The following is a 23,446-nucleotide window of genomic DNA, read 5'->3' as shown; positions in this document are numbered from 1 at the left end:
AAAGTGGGAAGCTGATTATAAAGCATCAGCTGCGCGAAACCAGATAAACTCCTGCTCCCATCATAATACCCCCGGCACACTGATTCAGTCGCTTGGTTGCCGTAGGGGATTGCAATCGTTTACTGGCCCAGTGAGCGCAGAGCGCGATCAGCATCAGCCCCAGCATCAGGGCTACCAGTGTCAGTCCCGCCGCCAGGGCAATGTCCCTGCTGTCGAGTGAGGACAGATCCATAAAGGTGGGCAGGAAGGCGATATAAAACAGTATAACTTTGGGGTTGGAGGCCGAGATAAGAAAGCCCTGCATAAACTCCATCGATGAACGTCTGGCGATAGATGTGGCTGCGGGATCAATACTGGGTTTGCTGGTAAACAGTTTGAAGCCCAGCCAGATAAGGTAAGCAGCACCAATCCACCGGATCAGAGTGAACAGCCCCCCCCAGTGTTCGGCGATAGTAGCCAGCCCCAGGCAGGCAAGGGTCAGGTAGATAATGTCGCTGCAGGTCATCCCCAGTGCCAGCATAAAACAGCGTCGGGAGCCTTCTACCATCGCTTTGGCCAGGATAGCAAACACGCCGGGGCCGGGGGTGATGCCAAAGATAAATATAGCGATAAAAAAGGTGATAGCACTTTCCAAAGACATGAGTGTCTCCTTGGTATAAACGGGGATCAGTGTACTATTTCGCCTTCTTTAAGGCTATTGTCATCAATGGTTTCCCTGCAGCTCTGCAACGGTTTTCCTTTGATTCCCCTGAGCCTTGCAAACCCGGTTTTTACCTGAAGACTTGGCCCGGTAAAGAGCCTGATCAGCCCGGTCAATAACGCTGTTAATGGTGTCCCCCGGTTCGAACTGTGCAACACCAAAACTGCCGGTGATCTGCGCGGCCGTAGATAATGTGAAATCATGTTCCTCTATCGCCCGGCGTAGTTTTTCAGCGCTGGATTGCGCATCTTTCAGCGTTGATTCGGGCAGAACAATCAGAAACTCCTCTCCTCCCCAGCGGCCATAATGATCACTCAACCGACAATTACTGTGTAATATATCGGCGACCACTTTAAGTACCCGGTCTCCTTCATTATGGCCAAACCGGTCATTAATCTCTTTAAAGTCATCCAGATCGAAAAAAACAATCGAAAACGGGCGTTTATAACGTCTGGATATCTCAATACTGTCAGTGAGCGCATCGTTGAGCATGCGCCGGTTATACAGGCCGGTAAGCTGATCATGGCGGGCGATTTCGCGCAGTTGCTGGTTGTGCATATGGATCAGCCGATAGCGATAAATAAGAAACAGAAGTGCAATGCTGATGATGGAAACAAACCGCCAGAGCAGCGAGTAATCGGTTTCATGCTCAAAGGTTATCCTGATCCAGCGGTTGCGTATCTCATCTCGCTCCGCTGGGGTAATCGAGTTGATCGCCTTGTTGATGATCGAGAGTAACGGCGTGTCCTGATAGGAGCGGTTGATTGCAACGCTGATATCCCAGGTGTCTCTCACCTGATCGATCACTTTTATCCCGGATAGCTGACGTTGGCTGATAGCAGAGCTGAGACCATCGGGGGTATTCAGCAAGGCAAAGACCTCGCCGCTCTGAATTCGCTTAAGGCCATCGGTAACCGATGCAACCGGCACGATATGGGCGTCAGGAATACGCCCGCGAATAATCTCGATAAAGGCTGATTCTTCGATGATTGCTACCGGGTGGCTGAATATCTCCTGTAGCGGCATATCTGCTGGCGTATCCGATCTCACCGCCAGTACCGCTGGCATGCTCAGATAGGGGTGGGAAAATTGCATGTATTGCGCCCGGTTCGGGGTTTGCATCGCCCCGGCGATAATATCGCATTTAGCCGCTTTCATGGCGGCAATGGACTGACTCCATACCTGAGAGGTGATGGTTTCAAAGCGGAGACCGGTGCGCTCACTTATCAGTTGCAGATAATCAGGGATTACCCCTTCGTAACGGTTGAATGTCAACTGACTATAGGGTTCCCAAAGAGGATCGCCACAGACTTTAAAGGTTGGATTGTTAGCCAGAAACTGTTGTTCTCGATGGTTCAGTGACAGCCGGTTATGATCTTTCGGCTGGTAGATAAAGTTGCCAATGGTGTAATCGGATGGGATTAAGTTAAAGAGCAGATAAAGCTGTGATATTGCGTTAAGCTTCTCTTCATTAATCGATCCGAATCTGCCCTCCTGATCAAATGCCAGGGTTGCCAACTGCTCTCCTTCATAGACCAGAGCTTCTTTTGAACGATTCTGGCTGTTGTATTCTGCGAGAATCAGATCTGCGGTTTCCTCAATATGGCTGAAAGCGTAGCGCCAGCCTTTAATGGTTGCCTGTCGGAAGGCTTCAACCAGTTCAGGCTTCTCCTGTAATAGGGTGTCTGAGGTGAACAGCAGATCTGAGTACATACTGAAACCGAATTTTTCCGGCCGGATCATGGTGTAGCTGATCCCTTTTTTCATTAGCTGAAAGGGTTCATTAGACCGGTAGGACGCCATCGCGTCGGTTTTCCCGTCGATCAGATCGTTGATGTCAAAACTATGATTCTGACGTTCAAAATCCGCTTCAGTAATACCGGACTGATGTAACATTGCCAGCAGCTCAACCTGTTTCTCTGCATCGCTGGTCATCATGATACGTTTGCCCCTGAGGTCGGCAGGCTTTGAGATTCCAGACGCCGTGGTGGTCAGCAACATCAGCGGGGAGCTTTGAAAGGTGGCGAACAGGGCGGTAACTCTGGCTCCGTTGATACGTTGCGCCAGAATAGTTGAGCGGCCCAGAGCAAAATCCCGTTTGCCACTTAGCACCGTGGCGACAGGGTCTTCATCATTTTCAAATTCGTGAATGGAAACATCGAGCCCTGCCTGTTGGTAAAACCCTTTGTGTTTCGCCACATAGTATCCGGCAAACTGGAACTGGTGTTTCCAGATAAGCTGCAGACTAACAGGGGTCAGATTATCGGTATTACTTTCCGCACTATGGCTGATACTGGCCAGCAGTGATAGCAGTAAGAGTGAAAGCAGTTTTAACGCATGATGCAGCATATAGTATATCCGGCGCAGGTGTTCAGGCCCTGATACAGCGAGGGGAGCGACTTAAGATCAGATGAATATTAACGCAGTCTGCTTCAAACCCGTATTCGTTTTCCCAGGCTAATATTTGTTACAGGGTGGTAAGCCTCCTTTCAGCATAGACCGGGAGTTATTATTTTATGTGTTTAAAAAGTAAAGTTTATCAAACAGGTGTTTGTATTTTTCATTGATTTTCTATCTGCATTGCTTAAACAAGCTGCATTATCATGGGGGAGTGTGCGAAAATAGCCGCCTTAACTTTACTGATTATTCAGGAATGAAAAAATGCTCAGAATATTGATCCGTGGATTGTTTTTAATGCTATTAGCGGGTGCTGTTAATGCTGCCCCGGTCTTCGTTTTTACTGCCATTCCTGATCAGGACGAAACTCAGCTGAAGCAGCGGTTTCAGAAAGTGGCTGATTATCTGCAACAGGAGCTGAAAACTGAGGTGCGGTTTATTCCGGTTAAATCATATGCCGCTTCGATAACCGCATTCAGAAATAATCAGGTGCAACTTGCCTGGTTTGGTGGGTTGTCCGGTGTGCAGGCCCGGGAGTTGGTGCCAGGGTCTCGTGCTGTGGCTCAGGGGGTTGAAGATCCCGAGTTCAAATCGTTTTTTATTGCCAACACCAGCACCGGTATCAGTCCGTCTGATCATCTGCCGGAATCTCTGCGGGGGCTGACCTTTACCTTCGGTTCAAAAGGCTCAACATCCGGGCGCCTGATGCCTGAATATAACCTGCGGGAGCAGTTTGGTATCAGCCCTGATGAACTGTTCAGCCGGGTCGGTTTCAGTGGTAACCACTCACGCACGATTGCGCTGGTCGAATCCGGAGCCTATCAGGTGGGTGCACTAAACTATAAAGTCTGGGAAACGGCTGTGGCTGAAGGCAAAGTGGATACCTCTAAGGTACAGGTTATCTGGGAAACCCCCACCTATCCTGATTATCAGTGGAGCGTGCGCGGCGATCTGGATGCTGTCTATGGTGACGGTTTCACCGCCCGCTTGGAAAAAGCGCTGTTGGAGATGAATGATCCTGAACTGCTGAATAGCTTCCCCCGTTCAGGCTTTATTCCCGCATCGAATGATGATTTCGAGCCGGTACGTAAAGTGGCCAAGCAGGTGGGTTTGCTGGATTAATGTCCCTGCTGGCGATACAAAGCGATGCGCTGGGCTACGGCGATCAGCGGGTTTTGGGGCCTGTCAGCCTGGATATCCGGGCTGGCGAGCATCTGATTCTGCTGGGTAAAAGTGGTTGTGGTAAATCGACTCTGCTAAATCATATTTATAGCGAGAATCGTAGCGAATGCGCCCTGATCCCTCAGGGCCTGGGGTTAGTCGAGTGTCTGAGCGTGTTTCATAATGTTTATATGGGACGTTTACCGCGCTACACCGTCTTGCACAACATTCGCAACCTGATCCGCCCTGCTCAGGCCCGGGTGGCTGAAGTACAGCCACTGCTGGAGCGGCTGGGGCTGGCCGATAAGTGCTTTTCGCTGGTGGCGGACCTGTCGGGAGGTCAGCAGCAACGTGTCGCCGTCGCCCGGGCGCTTTTTCAGGATGCCCCGGTGTTATTGGCAGATGAACCGGTATCCGCATTAGACGGACCGGAAGCTGATCGGGTGATGTCACTGCTTGGCCAGAACTTTTCCACCGCAGTGATTACTCTGCATGATGTTGACCGGGCATTACGCTATGGTCAGCGGATTATTGCCATTCAGAATGGTGAACTTGTCCTTGATCAGCCATCCGGGCGTTTGACTGCAAGTGCGCTGAATGAATTCTATTAAGCCTTTGCCGCTGCCGCGCTACCGCTGGCCCGGAGGTGTCCGGACCGGGGTGTGGTTTTTATTGGTTGCGCTGTTCTGTTTGCCCTTCGCTGATCTGGATGTTTCCAGCCTGGATCCCTGGCGTGAGATAGGCCGGATGCTGCAGGGGGTTATCTCTCCACAGCTGATGGATCCCGCCCTGGTGATCGAAGCGTTGCTGGCAACGCTGGCTTTTGCCTTCGCTGGTGTGGCGCTGGCCGTGATCTGTGGTTTTCTGTTAGCACTGATGTTTCAAAACCTTATTGTCCGTGCTGTCTGTGCGCTTATCCGGTCGATCCATGAACTGTTCTGGGCGCTGATCTTTTTGCAATTCTTCGGTCTGCATCCGTTAACCGGTTTGCTGGCTATTGCGGTTCCTTATTGCGGGATTTTTGCCCGTATGTATGCTGAAATTTTTGATCAGGTGGAAACCCAGCCAGAAAAAGCGCTACCCGTGGGCAGTGGCTTTCTCAGTGCGCTTCTCTATACCCGGTTGCCGCAAGCCTGGCCCCATCTGGTCAGCTACACCTCCTATCGCCTTGAATGTGGTATCCGCAGCAGTGCGATTCTGGGGTTTGTCGGTCTGCCAACCCTTGGATATTATCTGGAATCCTCTTTCTCGCAAGGGTACTACTCCGAAGTTGCGGGGCTGATGATCCTGTTTTACCTGTTAATAGCGACGAAAAAACTGTGGCTCAGGCGCTGGACGCTGCCGCTTTTTTTGCTGGGGTCTCCTTTTTTTATGGGCTCGGGGATGCCGATTATCTGGGGGAATGTCGGACGCTTCTTTTCTCAGGATATTATCCCGTCCCCGTTGCGCAGTGACGATGCATCTCTGCGCTCTCTGGCGGACTGGGTGGGCACTATTGTAATGGATCAGGCGCTGCCAGGGGTGTGGAATACACTGCTCCTGTCACAGATAGCACTGGTGGTGACGGGCCTGTTTGCGCTGCTGTTTTTCCCCCTGATCAATCGTTATTGCTTTGGTACGGTGGGACGGCTTCCCGGCCATATTTTTCTGGTGATTGCCCGTTCTACGCCTGAATATCTGCTGGCTTATATTCTGTTGCAGTTACTGGGGCCTTCGATGTTACCGGCGGTGATCGCACTGGCGATTCATAATGGCGCCCTGATCGGCTATCTGACCGGGCGAAATAGCAATGAAATACAGCTTAGACCCGATGCTCCAGAGAGACGCACAGACCGCTATTTTTATGAGCTGCTGCCCCGCAGTTATCCGGCATTTTTATCCTTTATGCTCTATCGCTGGGAAGTGATTATGCGGGAGACCGCTATTCTGGGTATTCTGGGTATTCAAACGATCGGTTTTTTTGTCGATAGCGCGATTCAGGAGATCCGCTTCGATGTGGCTCTGCTGCTGATTCTGATCGCGGCGATGATGAACATCCTGGTTGATCTGCTGGCACGCCGGATTCAGCTGCATCCCTGATTTTATCCCCCATTTTGTTGGCTTAAAGCTGCACAAACCTGATCAGACGCTATGATGAAAGGCAGGCTTACCGTTACCGGGCGAGTACCCAACGTGGAGAGAGGCGTTGTGCCAGTTATGTCAGAGCAGCTTTCAAATGCTCCAGGCTTCAGTGCTAAGGGGCTGTTAAACCGACGAGACACACCGTCCGACAGTGATGCAACCGTCTCAATGAGGGTGTTGCTACTCTCTGTATGCTGCTTGCTGGGGCGTTGCGAGTGAACCTGCTGACCAAAATCCTGCTCTGGATGTTTCCGGTCGCACTACCGGTGATGGGTTTTACCTGGAGCTATTATCATGTGCAGCTGGATGCGAGCGCCGAACAGATTGGCAATATTGGTTCTCTGGCATCAACTTCAGGTGCTCAGCGGCTTAACGACTTTCTCCGTTTAAGAGTCAGTGAGTTCGAGCTTCTGGGTAGCAGTATTAACAGCTGCGATAACGTGGGCAGCACTGATAATTTTGTCTTGTCAGTGCGCAATGTGTTGCAACAGAGTCAGGGTTTTTCGGCGCTGATCATTGCCGATGAAAAGGGCAAAGTGGATATCAGCCTGACAGCCCGTGCCAGCAGTTCTCAATCCGAGCTACCACACACTCTGCAAGGGAGCTGGCTATTTGATGCCTGGCACTTTGAGCATATAGACGCATTATTTCAACGCTGGCGGGATGACTTACCTGAACTACAACAGCAAAAGAACGAACTGTTTATGCAGGCGCTGGAGATGGAACGCAGAGGCGATGCCGATTCTGTTGATTACCGCCGTTTGCAAAACCGAATATTCAGGCTGACCTCACATATCGCCCGACCTCCGATTCATATTGACTATGCCGGGGGGCAGGAAGCCGCACTTCTGGGGTTGTTGTTTGAGAGGGATACATTCCTCTTTACCCAGCCTCTGCTCTCCTGTGATGGGCATCTCAAAGGTTATGTAACGGCTTTTCTGGACCGCAGTAAGATCGATGAGATCCTTAATGATCTGCGCAACAGTCTGGCAGACCGGGGTATCAACACGGTGGATGTCGTGCTGCTGAGAAATAACCCTTTACGCTTTGAATCTGATTACCGCTATCTGAGTGTCGCAGCATTGCAAAAATCGGGTCTGCCATCGGGGGCATTCAGGCATCAGTTTGATGGTTTTGTGGCATCAGCCCCCGTTGCCGATGAACAGGTGCTCAATCAACTGATGGAGCAGGTGAGTACAACGACTCTGAATGTGTCCGCTGCAGAGTATCAGAAGGCTATCAACCAGTTATCATCGTTATCCCTGTTGGTGTTTATCGCCGATCACGGCTGGCGGGAAGGGGGAAAAAAGCTGCTGCTGGAAGCGTCTACATGGCTGCTGGTGAGTATGTTTCTGCTCTTTGTTCTGGTCTTTATGCTGGCGCAGAACATTGTCGCCCCGGTTGTCAGACTGAAACAGTCGGTGGCTAAAGTTGAGGCGGGAGATCTTTCGGTAAAAGCCGAGGTGAGTTCATCCGATGAAATAGGTCAGTTGGCCAGCGCTTTCAATCGTATGACCAATGCTTTGCAACGCAGTGAAGACAAACTCACCCGTTTGGCCCGGGAGGATGCACTGACCGGGCTCATGAACCGCCGGGCCTTAAATGAGGAAGCGATCAAAGAGCGCCACCGGGCGCAACGGTTAAACACCACAATAGCGATTGCTATGATCGATCTGGATCATTTCAAGGAGATCAATGATCGCTATGGTCATGCTGCCGGAGATTGGGTGCTGAAAGAGTTTGCCCGAATCATGCAGGGAGTATTGCGAAAAACCGACCTGTTTAGTCGTATTGGCGGAGAGGAGTTTGTATTGCTTCTGCCTGATACGGATCTTTCGACAGCCCACCGGTTGGTGGAGACACTGCTGATCTCTGTGCAGCAGAGTCAGATAGCGCTTGAAAACGGCGCAGTGGTGCAGCTGACGTTCAGTGCTGGAGTGGTCACCTGGCCAGGAGACTGTGGCATTGATGAAGTGCTGCACCAGGCCGATGATAAACTCTATCAGGCTAAGCTAACCGGTCGAAATCAAGTGGTTAGCTGAGCACTCTGGCCCGTAATGGGTATCCTATTATTTGATTTATTAAGCGGGCAAGTGATAGATTGCTGCTCAAAGAATAATTTAAACACGCGTTTGGTTTCTATTATCTGAGAATTAACCCTGGCAGAGCACATGCGATACTATATCAACCTTTGGTTGTCGGCAGCGGACAGGTCAGGGGGATTTACAGGCAATTATCCTGACCGGTCTGATATAGCCTGGCTATGGATATGGATATGAAGTACCTAACCCATACCCCCGGAAACCTGATATGAACTTAGTTCCGTTTGTGAAGTACACATCATGCGGTAACAACTTTGTCATTGTAGATGCAACGGAGCACTCGTGGCTCACCGAAGCTGAGATGTCCAGGTTTGCCTTTCAGGCGACTAATACCAGCTTCGGTATAGGGTGTGACAACCTGCTGGTTATCCAGCGTTGCAATGCGGCAACACTGGAATCGATCGCGGTTGCAAGGCGCTATTGGCACACGCTGCCGAATGCTGACCAGGCGGAATATCTGTTTCGTATGTTTGAGCCAGATGGCGAAGAAGCTCTCTGTTGCGGCAACGGCTTAATGTGTGTCGCCAGCCATCTTTTCAATCAACATGGTGTGTCATCCGCTTCGATTATGACGGAAGTGCCATTGCAGACCCCAAAAGTGATTCAGATCGGTGCCGGTGATGATCCGCAGGGTGGCTGGGTTAACCTTGGGCATCCCCGCCGAACGCCTGTTGAACTGGCGGGGGCAAAGCATTCGACCCCTTTGACCGCGACGATCGACTTTTACCCCGAGATGACCATCAGGTTTCGTGAAGGAGACCTGCGTGGTTTTACCCACGCAACGCAATTGAAAGTCAGGGCGCATCTTGTATTTACCGGTGAACCTCATCTGGTGATCTTTCCGGACCGGGATTTCTCACTGCCCGAACTGGCGGACTGCATCTTCGGTAGCACTGCCCCGGGAGGGACTAAAGAGCGTCGAGAGAACTTTGGTACCTGGCTGGTAGAGCATATCGGGCAGTATTTCAATCAACGCTATAGCTCGATTTTTCCGGTCGGGATCAACGTTAACCTGGCACGACAACAGAGTGAAACAGTGATTGAAAACCGGTGTTTTGAACGGGGGATTAACAGGGAAACACTTGCCTGTGGTACCGGGGCCCTGGCGGTAGCCTATATCCATCATCATATCTGCCAGCCTGATCTGGTCGAGATCGATATTTTACCGCATCGCTGTCGCTGGCATGATAAAGAAGCCCGGATCCGGATCCATTGTTCTGATGGCGGCTGGTCCCTGGCGAGTGTTCCGGTCATGCTGTTTGATGGAGTTTACCGGTTGTTACCCGATAATCATCGGGTGGTGGGCAAGCTTTCCCCTTCACTGGATGAGTCAGTTGAGCTTAAAAGGCTGATAACATGACGGCACAATCAGGTCAGGGGCAACGGTTCAGGGCATTACTGTGGGGCGGTTTGCAGCTCTACGCTGTTCTCCTGTTAGCCGCTTTACTGCTGTTTGCTGCCTATCAGCGGGCAGGATTTGGCGTAGGTTTAAATGAGATCGTTCTCTGGGGGGCCGCCGCTGCCTCCACCTCGCTGTTATTGCTGTTTTTGTTGGTTCTGGGGTTGCCAGGCCGCAGTGGCGCGTTAACAGGTAAAGCGATGAGCCGGATGATGATGGGGCTTAGTGGTGCCGCTCTCGGGTTGCTTTGTTGGCAGCATTTCTGGTTGGGGAATAAACAGTTGAGCCTGTTTGATCTGGCCACTGTACTCCTAATTGCCTGTCTGGTATCGCTGGAGCTGGCTGTGTTGCAGCAGAGCCGCTGTCGCCAGAGGCGGATTGAACCTCCTGAACGTTACAAACAGATGCGCCCGGCTATTTTTCTGTTTCTGTTTGGTATTGACCTGTCGATGGCGTTTATTCCGCTGCATATGGAAACATTGCCCCAGAGCTTTAGTGGTTTGAGTCCGGATCTGTTAATCGGCCTGCCGATATCGGTTGAGTTTCTCTGTGTCGGCGTGGCGATCCTTTGCTGCGGTGTCTGGTTAGACCGAAGCGGCTGGAAGCCTCCCTTCTATACCGGTCTGGTGCTGACGGGGCTGGGGTGTTTCTATTCCTGGCTGGCTCCGGATGCGGTGCAGTTTATTCTCTCCCGCGGGGTACTGGGGCTGGGTTATGGATTGACGCTGCTGGCATCGCAAAGTTATGTGATCCGGAACACGGATAGCAGTAATAAATCCAGAGGACTGGCGCATCTGTTTGCCGGGCTGTATTCGGGCAGTATATGCGGTGCTGCAACCGGAGCGGTGCTGGCGGAGCAGTTTGGTTATGGCCCGGTATTCCTGACAGGTGCGGTTATCGTCTTCAGCGTTATCGTCTATGGCTGGGTTACGTTTGGGGAAACACCTGAACCGGTGACAATCACCCAAGGGGCACATCCCGACCCTCAAAAGCCACGGCCGATCGGCGGTTTTCTGACCTTTCTGGGAGATCGGCAGGTGTTGGCGGCGGTGCTCTTCAGCAGTATGCCGGCATCTATTGCTGTGGTGGGTTTTCTAAACTACTTCAGCCCTCTCTATCTGAATCGTGCAGGGGTTAATGACGCCGCCATTGGTCAGGTGCTGATGTTGTTTGGCGTGATACTGGCGCTGTTTGGGCCGGCGATAGGTCGCTTTGCCGATCTGAGCGAATCAAAGCGGGCGCCGATCATTCTGGGCTGTATGCTGGGTGGGTTTGCTTTTCTGGTCTTCGCTATATTTGATGGCGTTATCGCCGTTACCCTGGCAATTCTGTTGCTGGGGTTGTCAAACTGTCTGGTGCTTTCTGCCCAGAGTGCTTTTGTCCTGAAACAACCCGTGACCGCGCAGTATGGCGAAGGAAAAGCGATGGGAATATTCCGTTCCAGCAGCCGGGTCGGTCAGATGCTGGGACCGGTTCTGTTTGCCGCTATTATTGCGATGACCGATATAGAATCCGGAGTGATGCTGTTTGGTTTAGCGTATTTGATGACAGCGGTACTGTTTGCTTTGCTCACCTGGGTTCCAAAGCGTGTTGAAGCGGCCTCCAGAATTAAGGTGGTTGTCAATGAATAGAGGCGAGGTTGGCGCCGGTATGGCTGAGCAGTTGCTTGGCGATGTTTGTCATCGGGTGCCGGTGGTTGATCGGGTGTTGCGGTTATCGGGCGACAGCACACTGTCTGAATATCTTCAGCAGGTTTGTCAGTTCAGCCCGCAGAGCTATCAGCCTCGCTCAGATGTGGCTGATGTTATTTACGAGTATGTCGCCCCCTTGTTGGGGGTACAGATAGCAGAGCGGACCGCAGCAGATTTTCTTCAGCATCCGATCGCCTTGACGACGAATCACCATGGAGTTGATTTTTTTGCCCAATCCGTTCAGGGCAGCTTGCTGTTTGGGCTGGCTAAACTTCAGGTTGAAGGGGTTACAACACTCCCGGTTTTTTCCTGTGCCAATATTCCATTGGATAATCTCACCTATCCCCGGGGGGCTCTGCTGTATGCCTGCAACTGGGATGCCGGGAGCTGGCCGCTGCGAATTCCTGCTTTCTCCAATAAATATAGGCGTCAGTTGGTAGCCCGGGTTAAAGGGCTGGACAGGCCGATGTTGCAGCAACTGGTTAAGCGTGTCCATGATTTGATGGGAAATGGGATTAATGCTGCTTTACTTGAAACGTTGCTTGAGCTGATTGAAGCAGAGTATCTGTCTGAAGATGTCTTGTCGCAGCAGGGGTATGCTGCCCAATCTGTGATCTTAAACCAACGGATCTGGAGTCGACTCTTTTGTTCCTCTGCTAGTATGCCAGACTTGGTTACGATTGAGCTTGAAAAACTGGCAGAGGGATTGTTTCTTAAAGACCTTCACAACGAAGCCAGTCTGGTTGCACAATTATTTAATGATCCGCTGATAACGGCTGTCTGTAAACGGCTGAACTCGGTGCCTGGTTGTTGGAATCAGGCTCTTTTAGAACAACGTTGGTCCCATAGGCGTGAGCTTAAACAGCTGCAAACATCGGGTTGTGGAACCTTCTGTTTCTGGGGGATTGATAAGCGCTTTCGCCGCATTCCACTGATGCTGACAGAGATCTCAGGTGGGTTACAACTCTGTGGTTGCGATGATAATGGAGAGGAGTATTACTTTTGCTTCGAGCCTGCTGCACTTTCTCAAGCGATTCGTGACGGCCGGCTTTTACCATCGGTGTTCGGCTGCTTTCTTGTTATTGCACTGGCGCGGGGGGGGACCTGCCTGGGGGGGTATTATCAGGGAGACTACCTGCCACAGATACAGGCAGGTATTGTTGAGGTATTGCAGCAGAATAATTTACCGGAACTGGCTGCGGTGATTCATGACAGTGTCACCAATGGTTATCTTTCGGGTATGCAAACGATCTTGGTGGAGCAGGGTGAGTTTTTGCTGCCGGCCGGATTACTTGAGATACTGGCCAGCGGCAGCATTAGTGCTGCAGAGCTTGAGGTGATTCTGAAAATATCTCTGCGGGACGCGCACTTAGCTTCGCTGACCGAAACCGTTGCTGATGTAATGCCTGGGGCATTACAGATGGAAAACCGGTTTACGCAGCTATTGAGGTCTCAGCGAGAGCAGCTATCTGAGAAAATCACGATAAGGCATCTTTAATTGATGCGGGCCTGTTTTAAACAGGCGTATAAAAGAGTGTAATGTTTCTGTAGTCCTAGTTAGGAGAGAATAATGCGATCTGTTAAACGTCTGTTGCTGCTGATGATCTGGATGCTGGCTGTGCCTTTAACCCAGGCGGGCGGGCTCACTGATAATGGTGAATTTTCTTCTGCTCCGGTAATGAATCAGGGTGAACGCTGGCGTATTGGTTATTTTGAAGGTGGTGAGTATGTTGATTATCAGAAAGTACTCATTGAAACGATTAAAGGGCTAATGCAACTGGGCTGGATTGAAAAGACTGAAATCCCGCAACAGCAGGGCGAACAAACAGATCAGCTCTGGCAATGGCTGCAACAGGGCATACACAGTGAATATATTGAGTTTGTGCCCGATGCGCACTATACCGCGAAGTGGGACGAAACAGTGCGTAGTCAGTTAACTGAGACGATCATTACCCGGCTGAACCAGAATGATCTTGATCTGATGATTGCGATGGGTACCTGGGCGGGGAAATCGCTCGCTAATAATCGCCATCATACTCCCACCATGGTGTTGTCTGCCAGCGACCCCATCTCCACCGGTATTATTAAGAGCGTATATGACTCTGGATATGATCACGTTCACGCTACGGTTGATCCTAACCGTTATGAGCGTCAGGTGCGGGTCTTTCATGATATTGTGGACTTTAAAACGCTGGGGGTTGCGTATGAAGATACTGAGAACGGCCGCAGTTACGCTGCACTAGATGTTATCGAAAAGCAAAGCCGGCAGCAGGGCTTCAAAATAGTCAGCTGTCATACCCTGAGTGACATTAGTGACACCGCTAAGGCGGAGGCCAGCGTCATCGATTGTTTTCGCAAACTGGCTCCTCAGGTCGACGCTATCTATGTGACGGTTCAGGGAGGGGTTACCGCTAATAGCATCGGTCAACTGGTGAAAATTGCGAATGAAAACCGGGTACCCACGTTTTCTCAGTCCGGATCAGATGAGGTTCGCAAAGGTTTGTTGCTGAGTCTGTCCCAGGCTGGTTTTCGCTATATCGGTGAGTTCCACGCCTCCACCTTTGCCAAGGTATTTAATGGTGCAGAGCCTAACCAGCTAACCCAGTTGTTTGAAGAGCCCCCTCGCATGGCGGTCAATCTTAAAACGGCTGAGATTGTTGGCTTTAATCCTCCTTTACTGCTCCTGGGTGCCGCGGATGAGGTGTATCGGGATATCCCTTCAGAGTAAAGCCAGAATAAAAAAATAAGGATATATGCGCGAGTGATACTTATAAAATCAGGGAAAATGAGAAGGCTGACATGGCTGGTGGGGATGCTTTTGTTGTTATCAACGGGGTGGCTTCAGGGGGCTGAAGCAGACACCTCGCCTGTGTTGAATCATGGGCAGAAGTGGCGGGTGGCGTATTATCATGGTGGGAAATACTACGAGTACTATCAATACCTGAAAGCCACTACGGAGGGGCTGATGGCACGGGGGTGGGTGACCCCCCAACGGATCCCTGAACACCTGACAACCGCCCGGGAATTGTGGCGTTGGTTAACTGAGAGTGCTCACAGTGATTACCTCGAATTTTTGCCGGACGGCTTTTATAGCGCAGGCTGGGACCGGAGTAACCGTGCGGCGTTGCGCGAAGAGGTTATTGCCCGGTTGAACCAGGCCGGTGAGATTAATCTGCTTATAGCGATGGGGACCTGGGCCGGGATCGATATGGCTGTTGATCGCCATAGGGTACCGACGATGGTTATCTCCGTTAATAACCCCCGTAATATCGGGCTGATTCGGGATTCGGAGCGCTATCAACATATCTATGTCACTGAAGACCCTCAGCGTTATGAGCGTCAACTGACCCTGTTTCATGACCTGATCCGTTTTAAAACCCTGGGGGTTGCCTATGAAGACAGTGTTGAAGGCCGCAGTTATGCGTCTATCGATACGGTTCAACGACTCGCGAGAGAGCGAGGTTTTCAGGTAGTCAACTGCTATACCCAGAGTGATGTGGCCGATCAGTCGCTGGCCAATCGCTCAGTGATTAACTGTTTCCGGGAACTGGTAGAGAAGGTCGATGCCATCTACGTGACCGCTCAGGGGGGGATTAATCATGACACCATTCCAAAGCTGGTTGAGATAGCCAATCATCGCCGTATCCCAACCTTTTCACAGTATGGACAGGATCAGGTGAGACTGGGGTATCTGATGAGCCTGTCTCAGGCGCAAGGGTTTCCGGAAGAGGGACAGGCTCTGGCTGACGTGGCAATAGGCATTTTTAAGGGAGGCGTGCCGGCATCATTGGCGCATCGCTCTGCGGAAGCAAACCGAATCACCCTGAATCTGAAAACGGCTGAGCAGATAGGACTTTACCTCAATGCAGATCTGTTGGCTGCAGCGGATCAGCTTTATTGGCAGATAGAACAACCCTGAGTACTGAGTATGTTGTCCAGTTTCAAGTTTAAAATTATCGCCCTGATTGTCGCAGTATTGCTCTGCACGGCTGCAGGTGTGATGTATTTCACCCAGCGTGATGTGGGGCAGGCGATGCTGGATGCTGAACAGAAATCAGCCCGCAACGTGCTGCAGCTGGCAGATATGAATATCCGTGCTGGCTATGAACAGCTGATCAGTGAAAAGGTCGATATCCTCAGTAAAATTAAAGCGGATATGCGTCAGCTCACCCGTCTGGGGCAAACGGTCCTGGACAGTTATGCGACCGTCTCAGCACAAGGACTGCTGAGTGAGGAGGCCGCGAAACAGGTGGCCCGTCAATGGCTTTCAGATGTTGATTTTAATAACGGCGACCTTATCCTGTTTGCCCCGGACGGGGTGATTGTTGGTTCAACTGATCCAAAACTGACCGATACCTCAATAGCGGGGTTGCGTGACCTGAAAGGGCGGCAACTACATCAGGCGATGCGTTTCGATCAGCTACCGCCTGATGGTGATAGTGGTATTTTCTTTTGGCATAAGCCAGGCGAACCCGAAGGGGGACGTTATATGGGCTATTTTCTCCCTCTGGCAAACTGGGGCTGGACGATGGGAATCATTGTCAGTTTTGCCGATGTTGAGGAGGAAAGTCAGAAGCAGATGAATCGTATTGTCGATACGCTGCGGCTGACCTTCAATAAGCTTCAGGTGGCTGAGACAGGCTACGCTATGCTGTTTAGGGGTGACCGGGAGATACTGATAGAGCCGCCTTCGCAGCGGTTGAGCGACACGATCACAACGGATGATCTGGATTGGAACAAAGCGGGGGTTCTGGAACAGATAATCAGCGCCTATCAGCGGGGAGAAAGCTCGATCAGTCATCATAGCGCGTTTACCGGTGGGCGCGAGGTGCAGATCTATTTCAGTTACTTTAAAGCATTTGACTGGTACTCCGCTGTGGTGGTGCCGGTTTCTGAAATTGCGGCCCCTGGCCGGGCGGTTGTCGCGCAGCAAAGTCTGATAATCGGGTTGATATTTCTGGGCAGTATCAGCGCTGCATTTATTCTCGTATACCGTATGGCTGCTCCTCTGAACACACTGGCCTCTTATGCCAAATCCCTGCCAGAGCAAGACTTTATCCGTCAGGGGGAGCAGAGTCAGAAAATTCTCAACCTTGTCCGGGACAAGCCGGACGAGATTGGTCGCCTGGCCGAGTCATTCCTGTTTATGGAACAGGCGATCAGATCCACCATTCAGCAGGTGCATAAAGAGAAAGAGATCGCCATCAGTGCCAGTAAAGCCAAAAGTGAGTTTCTGGCCACCATGAGTCATGAGATTCGCACTCCCATGAATGGTGTGCTGGGGATGACTGATCTGGTACTGGATACCCAACTGAGTAATGAGCAGCGTAGGTTTATGCAGATGATCCGCTATTCCGGAGAAGGGTTGCTGGATATCATCAACGACATACTGGACTTCTCAAAAATTGAAGCAGGTAAGTTGCAGCTGGATTACCGGCCTTTGAATCTGACAGAGCTACTGCGGACTCAGGTCTCCATCCTCAATCTGCAGGCACAAAAGAAAGGGCTGAAACTGACCTGCAACCTGCCAGATGAGCTGAATACCGTTGTAATGGGGGACCCTGTACGGCTGCGCCAGGTGCTGACCAACCTTATCGGTAATGCTATTAAGTTTACCCGCGATGGCTCAATTGAAGTGACCGCAGTGCTGTTTGAAGAAACCGAAGAGAATCTCTCTTTTCAGATTCGTGTTGCGGATACCGGTGTGGGGATTTCACCCGAGCATCAGAGTGTAATATTTGAATCTTTCGCTCAGGCTGACAGCACTACCACCCGCAACTATGGCGGCACAGGGCTAGGGTTGGCTATCTCTCGTCAACTGGTTGAAATGATGGGCGGCCTGATCGATTTTTCCAGTGAGCCGGGTAGAGGAACGACCTTCTGGTTTGGTCTGACACTGGCCAAAACTGATGCTCAGCCCGAGGCTGAACCCTCTGAGTTGCAACTGTCCGGGGACCGGGAGGTCATTGAGGGGCATATTTTGCTAGTGGAAGATCATCCTGTGAATCAGGAATATGCACTTCAGGCACTAAAGGGGTTGGGGGTCAGGGTTGATCTTGCCGCCAATGGTGTTCAGGCACTGAAAATGATCAGTGAGAACGATTATCAGCTGGTATTGATGGATTGTCAGATGCCGGAGATGGATGGTTATCAGGCTACCGCAGAGATTCGCAAGCAGGAGCAGGCTGAACAGCGGGCCCACCTGCCCATAATAGCCCTGACGGCTAATGCGATGTCAGATGACCGGCAGCGCTGCCTGGATGCGGGTATGGATGACTATCTGGCGAAACCGTTTGGCAAAAAACAGATCGCTCATATTCTCAGGCACTGGCTGCCTCAGGGGGTAACAGAGGACAGTGGTGCCGGGTTGACAGACTATGTCGCCGGAGAAACCCTGTTAAATGACCGGGAGTTCCAGCTGGACAAAGCCGTTATCGATGAGGGGGTTATATCTCAGTTGATCGAAATGGATGCCAATGGCGCTTTTCTGCGTAAAATTATTGATGCCTATCTGGAAAAGTCGCCGGACGATATCAAGCGGTTGAAGCAGGCACTGGCAGCACAGGATGGACAGATGCTGAGGATTGCTGCCCATAGTTTTAAATCGAGTAGCTATAATTTGGGGGCCATGACACTGGCCGAGTTATGTAAGGCCTTAGAGCAGGTAGGCAGGGATGGCATGCTGGACCAGGCCCCGACACTGCTGACAGAGATAGAAGAGGCCTACCTGAGCGCCCGGGAGATATTAATAGCGATCAGACATGCAGAGGGCAATGATGACAGTCACGCAGGTGAGTAAACCCGCAATCTACCGGGTGCTGGTGGTGGATGATGACCTCACTGCCCGGATACTGGCGAGTCACTCCCTTGAGCATGAGGGGTTTGAAGTGTTGCTGGCTGAAAATGGTATTGCCGCGCTGCAGATTTTCCAGGAGGCTCAGCCGGATATTGTTCTGATGGATGTGGAGATGCCCGGCCTGAACGGTTTTGAAGTTTGCCGTCAGCTACGCAATATGCCCTGTGGCAAGCTGGTTCCTATTCTGATGGCGACAGGACAGGACGATATTGACTCGGTGCGCGAGGCTTATGCGGCCGGCGCTACCGATTTTGTTTCCAAGCCTTTCAACTGGAAAATACTGGGGCACCGTCTCAGCTATATGATCCGGGCCAGCAATACCACTGAGCAGTTGCGCCAGTTGCAGAAGAGTGAAACCCGACTGGGTAACGCTCAGCGGATTGCCCGGCTGGGGAACTGGGAGTGGCATCTGGAAAGTGGCGAAGTCTACTGGTCTGATCAGTTTTTTCAGCTGTTGGGGGGACGGCGAGGAGTGACTGATACCGGCATTCGCAGCTTCTTGCGCTGCGTGCCCGCCAACGAGAGGCCGCAGATGCGTCACTGGCTTAAACAGCTGTTGAACTGCGGTTATTCCGGGTTTATGTCCGGGATCAATCACAGTATCAGTGTACCCGGACAGGAGATTAAGAATGTACAGCATCAGGCAGAGGTGTTTTGTAATGATCAGGGTAAAGCCACCATCATTGCCGGAACCATGCTGGATGTGTCTGAGCTGAAGCGGGCTCAGGATCAGGTCTTAAGGCTGGCGCGGTTTGACAGTCTGACAGGGCTGTCAAACCGGAGTGTCTTCTGTGACCGGGTGCAGCTGGCTATCGATCAGGCAGAACGTAAAGGCTGTCTGGGCGCGGTGCTGTTTCTGGATCTGGATAACTTCAAGCGGATAAACGACACCTTTGGACACGGAATCGGTGACCTGCTGCTGAAGGAGGTGGCGCAGCGCCTGACGGAGAGTGTCCGCCTGACTGACCGACATGCTGACCACTCTGCAACAGCGGGTCTGAATGATCACTTCACCAATACTGATGAGGATCTCTTGCCCCCGCTGGTGGCCCGGTTTGGCGGGGACGAATTTACCGTTTTGCTGCCTGAAATTAATCAGGTGATGGATGCCGAAAATGTTGCCCGCAGAGTGCTCGACTCTATCGGTCTGTCGATCGACCTTGCCGGGCATGAAGTCGTTATAACGCCCAGCATTGGGATCGCTGTTTTCCCCCATCATGGTGAGGATGTAGACAGCCTGATGAAAAACGTTGATGCCGCTATGTACTATGTAAAACATGCGGGCAAAAACGGCTATGAACTATTTGTTAAGTCGATGAATGTCGTGGCAAAACGACGGTTGGAGCTGGAAAGTCATCTGCGTCACGCGATAGCTGAGAATGAATTGTCACTGAACTATCAACCTCAGATCGAGATGAACAGCGGTAAAATCGTCGGTGTCGAGGCACTGCTGCGCTGGAACAGCAAACAGCTGGGCTTTGTTTCGCCGGTTGAATTTATCCCTATCGCCGAAGAAACCGGGCTGATTGCACCGATTGGTGAGTGGGTGATGCGGGAAGCCTGTCGGCAAACCCGTCAATGGCAACTGGAAGAGCTGCCGCAGATCAGGGTTGCGGTGAACCTTTCGGTGCGCCAGTTTGCGAAGCAAAACCTTGAAAAACTGGTGTACCAGGTGCTGCTGGACACCGGCCTGCCGGTGCACTGTCTGGAGCTTGAGATCACCGAAAACATGCTGATGGATGATGTTGATGGTTCGGTTGAAACCCTGCACCGCTTAAAGGCGTTGGGGGTACAGCTGGCGATTGATGATTTCGGCACCGGTTATTCCAGTCTCAGCTATCTGAAACGCTTCCCCATTGACCGCTTGAAGGTTGATCGCTCCTTTATCACTCATGTGACCACGGATCCGGGAGATGCCTCAGTAACCCAGGCTATTATCGCGGTGGCCCATAATCTGGGGCTGAGTGTTACCGCAGAGGGGGTGGAAGATGAATCGCAACTGGCATTTCTGCAACAGCATGACTGTGAAGAGGTGCAGGGGTATCTCTTCAGCCGGCCGCTGAGTGCGGATGACCTGGCAGGGTTACTGCGGGCCTCCAACGGCTATATGCCACTTAAAAAGTCTGAACACTGATCAGAATCAGTGGTTTCTTCGCCGGGGGAATCGCTCCCGGTCTTTCAATCAGTCTATGCAATGCTGCGCCACAATGATTAACCTGTGGCCGCTATTTTCTCTTGTTTTTCGCGTATTTATGCGTTTTTTTATACCTGTATTGCATTGCCTGTCTAAACTGTCATTAAATAAACAAAGGCTAAAGGTCGGAATGCGTTCTCTTATGACAGGCGGGGGGATGGCTGTTTGTTTCATCCCTGGTGCTGGGTTTCCGATGCGAAGGGTAGTTTGATCCTGGCTATACGGTTGAAATTTATAGAGCAGAGCCTGACGCTTTTGACCTGTTATTGACTCAGGCCCTCGACCGGATAGCCGATTCTGAGCAGCAGAACGAGAGACGGTTTACGGGGGCATTGAAATGGATATTGTGGTGTAAACCTGTTTGCACCGTTTACCCGCGAGTGTGTAAGGAACGATTGAGGAGCGTAGTGACCACATGAGGTTTCTGATCATAGCGAATAGCACCAGTAAGACTCAGCCATTATCTGTGCTGAAGCGGGCTGCCGGATGGAATACCCTTAGTCGCCAGGCTGAGGGGGTTGGCTCGTGAGCCGGGAAGAGACGTCTTTAGAAAAGAAGATCCGACGGGGGCTGATGCTACTGATGGTACCTGCGTTTGTCTGCCTGTTATTGTTGTTGCATCTGACGATGGCACGCATTACCGATGAGTATGTTGGTTCGCGTCTGGGGGATGATGTTGAAAATATTCTCATGGCATTGCAGTGGACTGATGCCGGTTGGCAGGTCGATGAGAGCCAGGTTGGCGAAGCCTTTAAACGGGTCGGCAGTGGCCATTACTTCATTATCCGCTGGGATAGTGGTCAGTTGCGTGCAGGCAGTCTGTCGGATCCGGCGCCTGACGTAAGACTGTTACCCCCGGGTCAACAGTTGCAGTTTCAGATTGCCGGGCCCGCTGAGACACAATGGATGGTACGGCAACAGGGTGTTCGTAAAGCGGAGCGGGATCTGACCATCTGGGTCGCTGAAGATATCACAGCGTTTATTACTAAACAGAACGAATATGAGTATTCGCTGTTAACCATCTTAGTGGGTTTAACCCTGTTAATTATGTTGTTGCAGCGACGCATTTTACATTGGGGTTTTGCCAGCCTTAAGCCGATGCAAACCGCCTTATTAAAGGGAAAAATTGATGGTGCGCTGGATCTGCCACAAGGAATTCCTGTGGAGGTAAAACCTTTGGCGGATGCCATTGAGCGTCTGATTGAACATTCAAGAAAACAGTTAAGCCGCTCAAGGAGTGCCACCAGTAATCTGGCCCATGAGATGAAGTTGCCACTGGAACATCTACTGTTGCTGGCTGAAGCGACAGAGGTGGAGGATAACCGTGACAATCTGAAGCAGATATACAGCCAGTTGCAGCGTCGTATTGAGGGAGAGTTACGACGCGCTAAAATTTCCGGTTCACCTGCGCCGATGGAGCTGTTTAACCCTCAGGAAGAGCTGCCCTACCTGGTACAGATATTAAATCGTAAACGGGAAGGTCAGGAGATCGAAGTGGTTCAGCATATTCCTGACTTTGCCATTCCATTTGACCGGGATGACATGTTGGAGCTGGTGGGTAATCTGCTCGATAACGCCTGGCGTTATGCCAACTCCAGAGTGTTACTGAGTATCAGGGAGAACCGGGGATTCTGGACCATTATCGTTAGCGATGATGGTCCGGGGATTGCTCCGGAATGTATTGAAGATATGATCCCGAAAAATCAACAGGATACTTCCGATGGCAGCAATAACCATAGAATGGGGTTATCAATATGCCACTCCGTGGTCAGCAGCTATGGTGGCAAAATGCAGTTGCATGCAGCGCGCTTAGGCGGTTTGCAGGTAATTATCGATATTCCACTGGCGGGTAGCGAATCCCAGGAAGGTGACAGCGACAGGGACGGATGATGGTGCGCTTTTCACTCTTCAGACTAAATGGGCTGCCAGATGATCAACCAGCATTCTGACTTTGGAGGATAAGTGACGGTTATGGGGGTAAACTGCCCAGACCCCCTCGCTTGAATGCTGGTAGTTTTGTAGTAACGAGATCAGCCCTCCGTCTTTAATATAGGGTTCGACATAATAGTCGGGTAGCTGCACTATGCCGATCCCTTTCAGCGCTGCATCCAACAGTGCCTGACCACTGTTACAGTGCAGGTTACCGCTGACCCGGATATTACGTTCATGTCCCTGTTCCAGAAAACGCCAGTACTCCAGCGTGCCCAGCAGACAGTTATGGTGACTTAGTTCATTCAGGACATGGGGTTCACCATGGGTTGCCAGGTAGGCAGGAGAGGCGCAGACATATAACTGCCGGGAGATCAGTTGCCGGGCGATCATGCTGGAGTCTTCCAGCTTACCCAGACGGATCGCCAGGTCATATCCAGAAGCCACCAGGTCCACGGTCTGATTGGTCAGATGGCACTGTACCTCCAGCTCCGGATATAGATTGATAAAGTCGTTGATCAGCGGGGCGATCTTTTGCTCACCGTAGGTGGCTGGAGCAGTGACCTTCAACTTACCCCGTGGCGTGTTCTGTAGATTGTTGACGGCCCGTTCGGCTTCTTCCAGGCCATTCAGCAGTTGCCGACAGTACTGATAATAGGTTTCCCCCGCCTCTGTTGCAGTCACCCGACGGGTGGTGCGGTAGAACAGTTTGGTCCCCAGACGGTTTTCCAGCGAACTTATCTGACGGCTGACCTGTGCCGTAGAGATACCCAGTCGCTTTGCGGCGGCCGTAAAACTGGTTGTTTCCGTGACCGCAATCAGTTCAGACACCCCTTCCCATCGGTTCATTATTACAGTCTCGTAAAAGTATATTGACAAAAAGGTAGATTATCCTG

15 protein-coding genes are annotated in these 23,446 nt (G+C 51.4%); 12 read left to right on the top strand and 3 right to left on the bottom strand.

Annotated elements, in window-relative coordinates; genetic code table 11:
- Positions 1-25 precede the first annotated feature (25 nt).
- Both OCU43_RS19820 and OCU43_RS19815 read right to left on the bottom strand, forming a co-directional pair.
- Positions 26-640 (bottom strand): LysE family translocator, encoded by a 615-nt coding sequence (locus OCU43_RS19820; protein WP_091360256.1) that lies wholly within the window; start codon positions 638-640, stop codon positions 26-28.
- Positions 641-703: 63 nt separating this feature from the next.
- Positions 704-3,049, bottom strand: coding sequence for a transporter substrate-binding domain-containing diguanylate cyclase (locus OCU43_RS19815; protein ID WP_091360254.1), 2,346 nt, complete (start codon positions 3,047-3,049; stop codon positions 704-706).
- Between the two features lie 312 nt (positions 3,050-3,361).
- Here OCU43_RS19815 and OCU43_RS19810 point away from each other — a divergent pair, with 312 nt between their 5' ends.
- From OCU43_RS19810 to OCU43_RS19755, 12 genes are all read left to right on the top strand, one after another.
- Positions 3,362-4,219, top strand: coding sequence for a putative selenate ABC transporter substrate-binding protein (locus OCU43_RS19810; RefSeq protein ID WP_091360252.1), 858 nt, complete (start codon positions 3,362-3,364; stop codon positions 4,217-4,219).
- Positions 4,219-4,869, top strand: coding sequence for an ATP-binding cassette domain-containing protein (locus OCU43_RS19805; RefSeq protein ID WP_091360250.1), 651 nt, complete (start codon positions 4,219-4,221; stop codon positions 4,867-4,869). The genes OCU43_RS19810 and OCU43_RS19805 overlap by 1 nt, the downstream gene beginning before the upstream one ends.
- Positions 4,856-6,337 (top strand): PhnE/PtxC family ABC transporter permease, encoded by a 1,482-nt coding sequence (locus tag OCU43_RS19800; RefSeq protein WP_091360248.1) that lies wholly within the window; start codon positions 4,856-4,858, stop codon positions 6,335-6,337. The genes OCU43_RS19805 and OCU43_RS19800 overlap by 14 nt, the downstream gene beginning before the upstream one ends.
- A gap of 257 nt (positions 6,338-6,594) precedes the next feature.
- Entirely contained in the window at positions 6,595-8,421 is a 1,827-nt protein-coding gene (locus OCU43_RS19795; RefSeq protein WP_175483567.1) for a GGDEF domain-containing protein, read from the top strand.
- Between the two features lie 268 nt (positions 8,422-8,689).
- Positions 8,690-9,841, top strand: coding sequence for a diaminopimelate epimerase (locus OCU43_RS19790; protein WP_091360245.1), 1,152 nt, complete (start codon positions 8,690-8,692; stop codon positions 9,839-9,841).
- Entirely contained in the window at positions 9,838-11,511 is a 1,674-nt protein-coding gene (locus tag OCU43_RS19785) for an MFS transporter (RefSeq protein WP_091360244.1), read from the top strand. The genes OCU43_RS19790 and OCU43_RS19785 overlap by 4 nt, the downstream gene beginning before the upstream one ends.
- Positions 11,504-13,069, top strand: a complete 1,566-nt coding sequence (locus OCU43_RS19780; RefSeq protein WP_091360242.1) for a hypothetical protein — start codon at positions 11,504-11,506, stop codon at positions 13,067-13,069. Before OCU43_RS19785 ends, OCU43_RS19780 begins: the two co-directional genes overlap by 8 nt.
- Positions 13,070-13,141: 72 nt before the next feature.
- Positions 13,142-14,299 (top strand): ABC transporter substrate-binding protein, encoded by a 1,158-nt coding sequence (locus tag OCU43_RS19775; RefSeq protein ID WP_091360241.1) that lies wholly within the window; start codon positions 13,142-13,144, stop codon positions 14,297-14,299.
- Positions 14,300-14,356: 57 nt separating this feature from the next.
- Entirely contained in the window at positions 14,357-15,490 is a 1,134-nt protein-coding gene (locus tag OCU43_RS19770) for an ABC transporter substrate-binding protein (protein WP_091360239.1), read from the top strand.
- A 9-nt stretch (positions 15,491-15,499) separates the two neighbouring features.
- Positions 15,500-18,370, top strand: a complete 2,871-nt coding sequence (locus OCU43_RS19765) for an ATP-binding protein (RefSeq protein ID WP_091360238.1) — start codon at positions 15,500-15,502, stop codon at positions 18,368-18,370.
- Complete coding sequence (locus tag OCU43_RS19760) at positions 18,345-20,561, top strand: two-component system response regulator (RefSeq protein WP_245756608.1); 2,217 nt, start codon at positions 18,345-18,347, stop codon at positions 20,559-20,561. Before OCU43_RS19765 ends, OCU43_RS19760 begins: the two co-directional genes overlap by 26 nt.
- A gap of 585 nt (positions 20,562-21,146) precedes the next feature.
- Positions 21,147-22,511, top strand: a complete 1,365-nt coding sequence (locus tag OCU43_RS19755) for a sensor histidine kinase (protein WP_139203204.1) — start codon at positions 21,147-21,149, stop codon at positions 22,509-22,511.
- 18 nt (positions 22,512-22,529) lie between these two features.
- Here the strand turns inward: OCU43_RS19755 and OCU43_RS19750 are convergent, their stop codons facing one another.
- Positions 22,530-23,399, bottom strand: coding sequence for a LysR substrate-binding domain-containing protein (locus tag OCU43_RS19750; RefSeq protein WP_091360233.1), 870 nt, complete (start codon positions 23,397-23,399; stop codon positions 22,530-22,532).
- Positions 23,400-23,446: the final 47 nt, after the last annotated feature.

The sequence above is a fragment of the Amphritea atlantica genome, from assembly GCF_024347255.1.
Classification (GTDB): Bacteria; Pseudomonadota; Gammaproteobacteria; order Pseudomonadales; family Balneatricaceae; genus Amphritea; species Amphritea atlantica.
The sequence above is the reverse complement of the archived record's forward strand: the minus strand, read 5'-3'. Positions and strand labels throughout refer to the sequence as shown.

Coding starts and splice junctions, on each gene's coding strand:
- OCU43_RS19820 (WP_091360256.1), bottom strand. CDS start 640: ATGTCTTTGGAAAGTGCTATCACCTTTTTTATCGCTATATTTATCTTT.
- OCU43_RS19815 (WP_091360254.1), bottom strand. CDS start 3,049: ATGCTGCATCATGCGTTAAAACTGCTTTCACTCTTACTGCTATCACTG.
- OCU43_RS19810 (WP_091360252.1), top strand. CDS start 3,362: ATGCTCAGAATATTGATCCGTGGATTGTTTTTAATGCTATTAGCGGGT.
- OCU43_RS19805 (WP_091360250.1), top strand. CDS start 4,219: ATGTCCCTGCTGGCGATACAAAGCGATGCGCTGGGCTACGGCGATCAG.
- OCU43_RS19800 (WP_091360248.1), top strand. CDS start 4,856: ATGAATTCTATTAAGCCTTTGCCGCTGCCGCGCTACCGCTGGCCCGGA.
- OCU43_RS19790 (WP_091360245.1), top strand. CDS start 8,690: ATGAACTTAGTTCCGTTTGTGAAGTACACATCATGCGGTAACAACTTT.
- OCU43_RS19785 (WP_091360244.1), top strand. CDS start 9,838: ATGACGGCACAATCAGGTCAGGGGCAACGGTTCAGGGCATTACTGTGG.
- OCU43_RS19780 (WP_091360242.1), top strand. CDS start 11,504: ATGAATAGAGGCGAGGTTGGCGCCGGTATGGCTGAGCAGTTGCTTGGC.
- OCU43_RS19775 (WP_091360241.1), top strand. CDS start 13,142: ATGCGATCTGTTAAACGTCTGTTGCTGCTGATGATCTGGATGCTGGCT.
- OCU43_RS19770 (WP_091360239.1), top strand. CDS start 14,357: ATGAGAAGGCTGACATGGCTGGTGGGGATGCTTTTGTTGTTATCAACG.
- OCU43_RS19765 (WP_091360238.1), top strand. CDS start 15,500: ATGTTGTCCAGTTTCAAGTTTAAAATTATCGCCCTGATTGTCGCAGTA.
- OCU43_RS19760 (WP_245756608.1), top strand. CDS start 18,345: ATGATGACAGTCACGCAGGTGAGTAAACCCGCAATCTACCGGGTGCTG.
- OCU43_RS19750 (WP_091360233.1), bottom strand. CDS start 23,399: ATGAACCGATGGGAAGGGGTGTCTGAACTGATTGCGGTCACGGAAACA.